Origin of the sequence: Stenotrophomonas sp. SAM-B (assembly GCF_013387485.1) — a bacterium.
Taxonomy (GTDB): Bacteria; Pseudomonadota; Gammaproteobacteria; order Xanthomonadales; family Xanthomonadaceae; genus Stenotrophomonas; species Stenotrophomonas maltophilia_AA.
In genome coordinates this window covers 167,334-176,946 of record NZ_JABBXB010000007.1, presented here as the reverse complement: position 1 = coordinate 176,946, position 9,613 = coordinate 167,334, and the positions used below count along the sequence as shown (strand labels likewise).

General features: G+C 68.1%; 6 protein-coding genes. 4 read left to right on the top strand and 2 right to left on the bottom strand.

Features of this window, described 5'->3' with window-relative positions; genetic code table 11:
- The coding region (locus HH110_RS19330) for a hypothetical protein (protein ID WP_206677558.1) at positions 1 to 290 on the top strand (290 nt) is incomplete at its 5' end.
- Between the two features lie 301 nt (positions 291 to 591).
- On the opposite strand, the gene HH110_RS15240 is transcribed toward HH110_RS19330, so the two are convergent.
- The gene (locus tag HH110_RS15240; RefSeq protein ID WP_176990449.1) at positions 592 to 1,080 is read right to left on the bottom strand and encodes an RDD family protein; all 489 of its coding nucleotides are present in this window, start codon (positions 1,078 to 1,080) and stop codon (positions 592 to 594) included.
- Positions 1,081 to 1,139: 59 nt separating this feature from the next.
- Between HH110_RS15240 and xerD the strand changes: the two genes are divergently transcribed.
- Together xerD and HH110_RS15230 are read left to right on the top strand one after the other, a co-directional pair.
- Positions 1,140 to 2,117, top strand: a complete 978-nt coding sequence (gene xerD, locus HH110_RS15235) for a site-specific tyrosine recombinase XerD (RefSeq protein ID WP_176990448.1) — start codon at positions 1,140 to 1,142, stop codon at positions 2,115 to 2,117.
- A 104-nt stretch (positions 2,118 to 2,221) separates the two neighbouring features.
- On the top strand, positions 2,222 to 3,001 hold the full coding sequence (locus tag HH110_RS15230; protein WP_176990447.1) for a thioredoxin fold domain-containing protein: 780 nt from the start codon (positions 2,222 to 2,224) through the stop codon (positions 2,999 to 3,001).
- 116 nt (positions 3,002 to 3,117) lie between these two features.
- On the opposite strand, the gene HH110_RS15225 is transcribed toward HH110_RS15230, so the two are convergent.
- Complete coding sequence (locus tag HH110_RS15225) at positions 3,118 to 5,220, bottom strand: glycosyl hydrolase family 18 protein (RefSeq protein WP_176990446.1); 2,103 nt, start codon at positions 5,218 to 5,220, stop codon at positions 3,118 to 3,120.
- Positions 5,221 to 5,510: 290 nt separating this feature from the next.
- On the opposite strand from HH110_RS15225, the gene purL reads away from it, so the two are divergent.
- Positions 5,511 to 9,395 carry a phosphoribosylformylglycinamidine synthase gene (gene purL, locus HH110_RS15220; RefSeq protein WP_176990445.1) on the top strand — a complete coding sequence of 1,295 codons (3,885 nt, stop codon included), beginning with the start codon at positions 5,511 to 5,513 and terminating at the stop codon, positions 9,393 to 9,395.
- The last annotated feature ends 218 nt before the right edge of the window (positions 9,396 to 9,613 follow it).

Sequence of the window (9,613 nt, the reverse complement as noted above, 5' to 3'; positions counted from 1 at the left end):
TCGGGCGGATCAAGGGAGATTCCGGCGTGGGCGCCAAGCTACATGGCGATCGCTCAGATCCAGGCTCGTACGGCGGCCCACGCCGGCTCTCGGCACCTAAGCTGCCAGATTCCGAACAGATAAGGCTCGTGTGCTGCCATCCATGGCAGCACACGGTCCCGGCCTGGCAATCCCGCCGCGCCTCCGACAGTGTGCTGGTGGGGGAGGGAGAGCAGCCGGGCATCGCCCGGCTCTACCCGTTCCGATGGGTCGGCGAAGTGCCGCTGTTCGTGTTGAATCCTGACGACTGAGCGAAGGTTCGACTTCGCGACGAAGATTGCGCTTCTTAAGGCGTTTCGATCGCGAGAGCTGGTATTCAGTGCAAAACGTCAGCCACGCAAAAAACCCGCTTTCACCAACCGCACTTCGCGATCTATCAATGCGGAGAGGCGCAGCCCATTTCAGGACCGTAGTGCGCCATGGATGGCGCACTACGAGCCTACATGGACGTACTTGCGGCGGGTCCAGAAATGGGTTGCGCCTCTCCGCAAACACAGAGAAAACAGAGACGCTGCCGTTTTTCGTTTTTCGGTTGGCAGCTGGCAGTTGCCTTCAGGGCTTCGGCAACCGGACAACCCGCGTCCCGCTGGCCCGGTCATGCCAGGTCAGCCGCTGCCGATCTACCAGCGCCCACCAGAACCCCAGGCCGGCCGCCAATACCGACAGCGACCCCACCGCATAGCGCCGCCACAACTGCCTGCGCGTCGGCACCGTGCCGTCCAGCGATACCACCTGCAACCGCCACGGACGCATCCCCAGCGTCTGCCCACCGCGACGCCAACTCATCGTCGCGTATAGTCCTGTCACGCCCCAGCAGCACGCCCACAGCGCCCACTGCCACGCACTGAATGGCGCGATGTTCTCGCGCTCCGCATGGCCGCTCAACGTATAGACCGCCACGAACAGCGCGCCCAACAGCATCCACAGCGCCAGCGCCGGGAAGACGTCGTACAGGAGCGACAGCAGGCGCCACAGCAGCAACGACGCAGGACGATCAGCGGCAGTGGACGACAGCGGGGTATCGGTCATGTCCCGGAGCATACCCGGCCCGCCGCCCACGTTCGATGGCCCCCGATCATTCCGCTCCGTATGCTGTCCGCATGTCCGACGCCACCACCCCCGCACTGCGCCGCCAGCTCGTGCAGCACCTGCCCGAGCTGCGCGACGACGACAACGTCCGCATCCAGCGCTTCCTCGACACCGCCTGGGCCGAACACGGCCTTGCGCGCGCCAGCCTGGACAGCTATCGGCGCGATCTCGAAGGCCTCGCGCGCTGGCGTGATGGCGCCGCGGGTGGCCTGGCCGGCCTCGATCGTGCCGGGCTGTTCGATTACCTCGCCTGGCGCTCCCGTCATGGCTGGTCGCCGCGCAGCAATGCCCGCCTGCTCTCCGCCCTGCGTGCGTTCTTCGCCGATGCCGTCCGCCGCGGCGAACGCAGCGACGACCCCAGCGCGCTGCTCGATCCGCCCAAGCTGCCCCGCCTGCTGCCCAAGGCGCTCGCCGAAAGCCAGATCGACGCACTGTTGGCCAGCCCCGACATCGACACGCCGCTCGGCCTGCGCGACCGCGCCATGCTCGAGCTCATGTATGCCGCCGGCCTGCGCGTCAGTGAGCTGGTCAACCTGCCGGCCAATGCCGTCAACCTGCGCCAGGGCGTGCTGCGCGTCACCGGCAAGGGCAGCAAGGAACGCCTGGTCCCGCTCGGCGAAGAATCCCAGCACTGGCTCGAACGCTACCTGGCCGAATCGCGCCCCCGGCTCACCGGCAAACGCAACGTGCCCACCCCGCAGGACGGCGCCGTGCCGATGTTCCTGGAGCCCTCCCTGCATCCGGTCAGCCGCCAGCAGTTCTGGGGCTTGGTGAAGAAGTACGCGGTGCTGGCCGGGATCGACCCGGCCCGTATCAGCCCGCACGGCCTGCGCCATAGCTTCGCCACGCACCTGCTCAACCGGGGCGCCGATCTGCGTGCCCTGCAGATGCTGCTGGGCCACAGCTCCCTGTCCACCACGCAGATCTACACGCTGGTGGCGCGCGAGCACCTGCAGAAACTGCACGCCAAGCACCACCCGCGCGGCTGATACCGCGCCGGACAGGGGCGCGCGCCGCCGTTCCACTGCGGTCCAGCTGCGGGGGCAGGCAGCTGTGCGAGAATCCAGTCTGACTCCTTACACCGGAATGCTCGATGCTCCGTGTTGCCATTGCGGCGCTCTTCGGCGCGCTCAGCCTGACTGCCTGCGCGCAGCAACCGTCCGCTCCGGCGGCCAAGACCACGGCCGCTGCTCCGGCCGCTGCCGGAGATGCCGACCAGCGCGTGCGCACCGCGCTCCAGCAGCTGGACCCGACCTTCAAGCCCGATTTCATCGGGGCGGCGCCGTTTGCCGGGTTCCGTGAAGTGCTGGTCGGCGGCCAGGTGCTGTACGTCTCCGATGACGGCCGCTACCTGATGCAGTCCCAGCCGTACGACATCCAGAACAAGGGGCCGGTCAGCAGCCAAGGCCTGCTCACCTACCGGCGCAAGCTGCTCGACGGCGTGCCCACCAACGAGCGCATCGTGTTCGCCGCGCCGAACGCCAAGTACACCGTCAGCGTCTTCACCGACATCGAGTGCGGGTACTGCCGCAAGCTGCACCAGGACATCGCCGAGCTCAACCGCAACGGCATCACCGTGGAATACCTGGCGTTCCCGCGCATGGGGCTGGGCAGCCAGGACTACACCGACATGATCTCGGTCTGGTGCGCGGCCGACCGCAAGCAGGCCCTGACCGCGGCCAAGACCGGCAAGGCCGTCACCCCGAAGAACTGCACCAACCCGGTGGCGATGCAGTACAAGCTCGGCCAGCAGATGGGCGTCAACGGGACCCCGGCGATCTTTGCCGCCGACGGCACCCAGCTCGGTGGCTACCTGCCGCCGGCCCAGCTCAAGGCGGCGCTGGTGCGCGTCTCGGCAGGCGGCAGCCGCTGAAAACAACACGCCCCGGCCAGGCCGGGGCGTGTTCTTCACTGAGCGGGGTGATGCTTCGCTCGATCAGCCGGGCTGCGCCCTGCTCGATCAGTCGGGCAGCGCCCCGCGCTGCGGTGTTACTTCAGGCCATCACTGATCGCCTTGGTCAGCGTGCCCTGCGCATCATCGCCGCTGAACTCCCAGAAGAACGCACCGCCCAGGCCCTGCGTTTTCACGTAGCCCATCTTCTCGGTGACCATGGCCGGCGTGTCCACACTCCAGAAGGTGGTGCCGTTGGAGATCCACGTGGCCTTGGCGACGCTGTCGGTGTAGGCCGGCCAGTTGAGGGTCTTGAGCACTTTCCAGTCTTCGATGCCGGCCTCGTACGTGCCCGGTGCCGCGCCGCTGGCGCTCTTGTAGAGCCCGTTGTTGCCGGTGGCCACGCCGGTCCAGCCACGGCCGTAGTAGCCGATGCCCAGGTTCAACTTGCTGGCCGGCACCCCGCGGCTGAGGAAGGCTTCCATCGCATCGTTGCTGTTGTAGAACTTCTGGTCGCCGGTGGAGGGATCGGCCGGTGAATCGAACAGGGCCGAGTGGTGGTTGGTCTGCGGGTCCCACGCGCCGTGGAAGTCGTAGGTCATCACGTTGATGAAATCCAGGTACGGGTGGTAGCTGGCCGGATCGGTCACGCGGATCTTGTCCACGCCTGCGCCCACCGCCACCGTCAGCAGCAGGCCCGGCCGCACCGCATCGAGCTGGCGGCGGAATTCGGCCAGCAGCGCGGTGAAGTTGGCATTGTCGGCCGGCGTGCCGCAGCTCAGCCCGCAGGCCACCGGGTACTCCCAGTCGATGTCGATGCCGTCGAACACGCCGAGCGCCGCACCCGCGCCGCCCGCACCATCGGCGACCGGCAGGTTGCCCTTGATGTAGGCATCGATGCACGAGGCCACGAACGCCTGCCGGTTGGAAGGCTGCGCCGCGCTGGAGAACCCGCGCGACCAGGTCCAGCCGCCGAGCGAGATCAGTACTTTGATATTCGGGTGCTTGGCCTTGAGCTGCTTGAGCTGGTTCCAGTTGCCGCGCAGCGGCTGGTCCCAGGTATCGCCGACCCCGCTCACGCTGGCGCCGGCGGCGAACGACTTGCCGTAGTCGGCATACGCATCGCCGCCCACGCCGGTGTTCGGGTCGGAGGCCTGGGTCACGCCCACTTCGCAGCGGTTGTTGCGCACGTTGCCGAAGGCGTAGTTGATGTGGGTCAGTTTCGCCGCCGAACCACTGGTGTCAATGTTCTTCACCTGGTAGTTGCGGCCATAGATGCCCCACTGGGTGAAGTAACCGATCACCCGCTTGGTGCCGCCACCGCCAGCGGCCGTGGTCACGCTGATCGAACCGCTCTGCGCCGAGGCGTTGCCCGCGTTGTCGCGTGCCCGCACGGTGTAGGTATAGGCCGTGCTCGCGGTGAGTCCGCCATCGGTGTACTGGGTCGCACCGGGCGAGCCGACCAGGCTGCCGTTGCGGTACACGTCGTAGCCGGCCACGCCGCTGCCGCCGCTGTTGTCGGTGGCCGCATTCCAGGCCAGGTTCACCGTGGTGGCGGTCTTCGCGGGCGAGGCCAGCCCGCCCGGGACGCTGGGCGGCGTGGTGTCGTTGCTGGCGGCAGTGACGGTCACATTGACCGTGGCCGAGGATGTCACCGCGTTGTTGTTGTCGGTCGCCACCGCCTTGAAGGTGTGGCTGCCGGCCGAGGCGTTGCTCCAGACCACGCTGTAGGGCGCGCTGGTGTCGATGCCCAGCGAGGTGCCGCCGCGGAAGAACTCGACCTTGCTGATGCTGCCGTCTGTGTCGCTGGCATTGGCGCTGACCGTGATGCTGCTGCCGGCGCTGAAGCTGGCCCCGGCGGCCGGGGAGGTCAGCGCGACGCTCGGCGGCTGGTTGCTGCCGCTGCCGTCGCAGGCGCCAAGGTTGGTGTAGTAGGGCGCGCCGGCCGGGTGGTCGGGCGGGGCGTTCCAGATGTCCTGGTTGGCGCGGTACAGCACGCCCCCCTTCTGCAGGGTCTGGCCGGCCAGATAGATGGCCGCGCCGTTCCATTCGGGGGCCCCGGTACAGTTCGCCGCCTGGACCAGCGTGGGCGTGCCGACGGCTGCGGCCAGGGCCAGGGCGAGCAGCCAGCGGGGTCGGCGGAGGGCGGGGGCGGGGGAGGAAAACGATGTCACTGCACGGCGCGCAATCGGGTCTGGCATGGTCGGTCTCCGATCAGGTGGGCGCATGCCGCCGGGATGGCGGCATGCGTGCAGCAGTTCCGGACGCCGGTGAGAGAGGCCGGCAACGACATGGGGGACGGACGGCACCTGGCCGCAGGCCAGGTGGTGATAACGTTGTCATGTAATGCGGGTGCAATCCGTGAACCAGTGCATGGTTCTGGTGTGAACGAGGTTGGCCCGGGCCTTGGCCGGTCGATCCCCCGGGCCGGGCCGCGGCGGCCGACTTGGGTACAATAGTGGGCCCCGTTCCCAACCACGGTTCCCCGGACATGATGGTCCTCGAGGGCGCATCCGCCCTTTCGCCGTTCCGCCGCGAACGTCTTGAATCCCGCCTGCAGTCCCTGGCCGCCGATCTGCGCATCACCGGTGCCTGGCATGTCTACTTCATCCAGACCGAGGGCGATGCGGCCCCGGACCCGGCGATCCTGAGCCGGATCCTGGAAGCCCAGCCGGCGCTGGCCGGGCGTGAGGACGGGGCGGTATCGCGCTTCGTGGTGCCGCGGTTGGGCACGCTGTCGCCGTGGTCGAGCAAGGCGACCGAGCTGGTCCGCGGTGCCGGGCAGCCGATCCGCCGGGTCGAACGTGGCCTGCGCATCGACCTGGCCGGCTGGCCGGCCGATGCCGCCGCGCAGGAAGCGGTGATCCGCGCGCTGCACGACCCGATGACCCAGTCCGTGCTGGCCGAGACCGCGCAGGCCCAGGCGCTGTTCAGCGCCCCGGCGCGCGGCGAGCTGGAGCGGATCGCACTGGATGACCTGGAAGCGGCCAACAGCCGCCTCGGCCTGGCCATGGCCCAGGACGAGATCGACTACCTGCGCCAGCGCTTCGGCGACCTGGGCCGCAAGCCGTCGGACGTGGAACTGATGATGTTCGCGCAGGCCAACTCCGAGCACTGCCGGCACAAGATCTTCAACGCCAGCTGGACCATCGACGGCGCCGACCAGTCGCACTCGCTGTTCCGGATGATCAAGAACACCCACCAGCAGACCCCGCAGCACACGTTGAGCGCCTACAGCGACAACGCCGCGGTGGTCGCCGGCTTCCCGGCCGCCCGTTATCGCCCGGACCCGGCCACCGGCCAGTACCGCAGCGAGGCCGTGGTCGATTCGGCGTTCTGCATCAAGGTGGAAACGCACAACCACCCGACCGCGATCGCGCCGTTCCCGGGCGCGGCGACCGGCGCGGGCGGCGAGATCCGCGATGAAGGCGCCACCGGCCGCGGCGGCAAGCCCAAGGCCGGCCTCACCGGTTTCTCGGTCTCGCACCTGCGCATCCCGACCCTGCCGCAGCCGTGGGAAGCGCCGCGCGCGCTCAACCCGCGCATGGCACCGGCGCTGGACATCATGCTGGACGGCCCGCTCGGCGGCGCCGCCTTCAACAACGAGTTCGGCCGCCCGAACCTGCTCGGCTACTTCCGCAGCTTCGAACTGCCCGAAGGCGAGGGCCTGACCCGCGCCTACGACAAGCCGATCATGCTGGCTGGTGGCCTGGGCGCGATCGACCAGAACCAGGTCGAGAAGCTGCGCCTGCAGCCCGGCGATGCGGTGATCGTGCTCGGTGGCCCGGCGATGCTGATCGGCCTCGGCGGGGGTGCGGCCAGCTCGGTGGCCTCCGGTGAAAGCGCCGAAGACCTCGATTTCGCCAGCGTGCAGCGCGACAACCCGGAAATGGAGCGTCGCTGCCAGGAAGTGATCGACCGCTGCGTCGCGCTCGGCCTGGACAACCCGATCCGCTGGTTCCATGACGTCGGCGCGGGTGGCCTGTCCAACGCGATTCCGGAGTTGCTGCACGACTCCGGCGTGGGTGGCGTGATCGATCTGGGCAAGGTGCCCGTCGATGACCCGTCGCTGTCGCCGATGCAGCTGTGGTGCAACGAATCGCAGGAACGTTACGTGCTCGGTGTGCCGCAGGCGCGCCTGGCCGAGTTCGCCGCGCTGTGCGCACGCGAGCGTTGCCCGTTCGCCGCGGTCGGTGTCGCGACCGCCGAAGAGCGTCTGGTCGTGGCCTATGGCGCGACCGTGGGCAACACCCCGGCCGATGCCCCGATCGATCTGCCGATGGACGTGCTGTTCGGCAAGGCGCCGAAGATGCACCGCGACACCGTGCACCCGGCTGCACCGCGCTGGCCGGCGCTCAAGACCGCCGGGCTGGACCTGCACGAGGCCGGCCTGCGCGTGCTAGCGCATCCGTCGGTGGCCTCGAAGAACTTCCTGGTCACCATCGGTGACCGCAGCGTCGGTGGCCTGACCGCACGCGAACAGATGATCGGCCCGTGGCAGCTGCCGCTGGCCAACGTCGCCATCACTCTGGCCGGTTTCGATACCGTCGCCGGTGAAGCGATGGCGATCGGTGAGCGCACCCCGCTGGCCCTGCTGGATGCGGCCGCCTCGGCGCGCATGGCGGTCGGTGAAGCGATCACCAACCTGTGCGCGGCCCCGGTCGATGCGCTGGAAACGGTGAAGCTGTCGGCCAACTGGATGGCCGCGGCAGGTCACCACGGCGAAGACGCGCTGCTGTATGACGCGGTGCGTGCGGTCGGCATGGAACTGTGCCCGCAGCTGGACCTGAGCATTCCGGTCGGCAAGGACTCCCTGTCCATGCAGGCGCAGTGGCAGGCCGACGGCCAGGCGCACAAGTCGGTCTCGCCGGTGTCGCTGGTGATCTCCGCGTTCGCGCCCGTCGCCGATGCGACCGGCCAGCTGACCCCGCTGCTCGACCGCGATGCCGACAGTGAGCTGTGGCTGATCGGCCTGGGGGCTGGCAAACAGCGCCTGGGCGGTTCGATCCTGGCCCAGGTGCACGCCGATCATTCCGCACTGCCGGCCTTCGCCGGTGCCGTGCCGGACCTGGACGATGCGCAGCGCCTGCGTGCCTTCTTCGAGCTGATCCGCGACGCGCGCCAGGCCGGCCTGCTGCTGGCCTACCATGACCGCAGCGACGGCGGCGCGTTCGCCGCACTGTGCGAGATGGCCTTCGCTTCGCGTCTCGGTCTGGACATCACCCTCGATGCCTGGGGCGATGATCCGTTCCGCAGCCTGTTCAATGAAGAGCTGGGTGCGGTGGTGCAGATCGCCAAGGAAGACCGCGCGGCGTTCGCCGATCTGGTCGAGCGTCATGCCCTGACCGAATGCGCGCAGCGCATCGCGCGCCCGACCACCGCTCCGGTGGTGCGCGTCTCGCTGCAGGGCGACAGCCTGGTCGAGTGGCGCTGGGAAGCGCTGTTCGATGCCTGGTGGTCGGTCACCCACGCGATGCAGAAGCTGCGCGACAACCCGGACAACGCCGACCAGGAGCGTGCGATCGCGCGCAACTTCAACGCGCCGGGCCTGAAGCCCAAGCTGACCTTCGATATCAGCGAAGACGTGGCGATGCCCTTCATCAACACCGGCGCGCGTCCGCGCGTGGCGGTGCTGCGCGAGCAGGGCGTCAATGGCCAGATCGAAATGGCGAACGTCTTCGAACGTGCCGGCTTCAGTTCGTTCGATGTGCACATGAGCGACCTGATCGAAGGCCGCGTCGCGCTGTCCGATTTCACCGGCCTGGTGGCCTGTGGCGGCTTCAGTTACGGCGATGTGCTCGGTGCCGGCCGCGGCTGGGCCACCTCGGTGCTGGAGCGCAGCGCGCTGCGGGATGCCTTCGCGGCGTTCTTCGCCCGCGAGGACAGCTTCGCTCTGGGCGTGTGCAACGGCTGCCAGATGATGAGCCAGCTCAAGGACATCATCCCCGGTGCCGAACACTGGCCGCAGTTCCGCCGCAACCGCAGCGAGCAGTTCGAAGCGCGCACCGCGTTGCTGGAAGTGGTGGAATCGCCGTCGATCCTGCTGCGCGGCATGGCCGGCTCGCGCCTGCCGGTCGCGGTGGCGCATGGCGAGGGCCAGGCGGTGTTCGCCAATGCGGTCGATCAGGCCGCGGCGCGCGTGGCGCTGCGTTACATCGATGGCGATGGCAACGTGGCCACCCAGTACCCGCTGAATCCGAACGGCTCGCCCGACGGCATCACCGGCCTGACCACGACCGATGGCCGCACCACGATCATGATGCCGCATCCGGAACGCACCCCGCGTGCGATCAACCACAGCTGGCATCCGGACGACTGGAACGGCGATTCGCCGTGGCTGCGGATGTTCCGCAACGCAAGAGTATGGTGCGGCTGATACTGCGCACCGCATCGCATTCGATGCAGTGAAAGTCGCGTGAAGAAACCGCCGGCCTGTCCGGCGGTTTTCTTTTGCATGGCCGACAAACTGATCGACAGCAATGAGTTACATCGCGTTACAGCGTGAAAACGCGTTATGGCGATTGCTCACATACAGCTAACAGAATCAGGCAATAACACGTCGTTTCTGTGACGCAATTCGCGGTCATATGAATT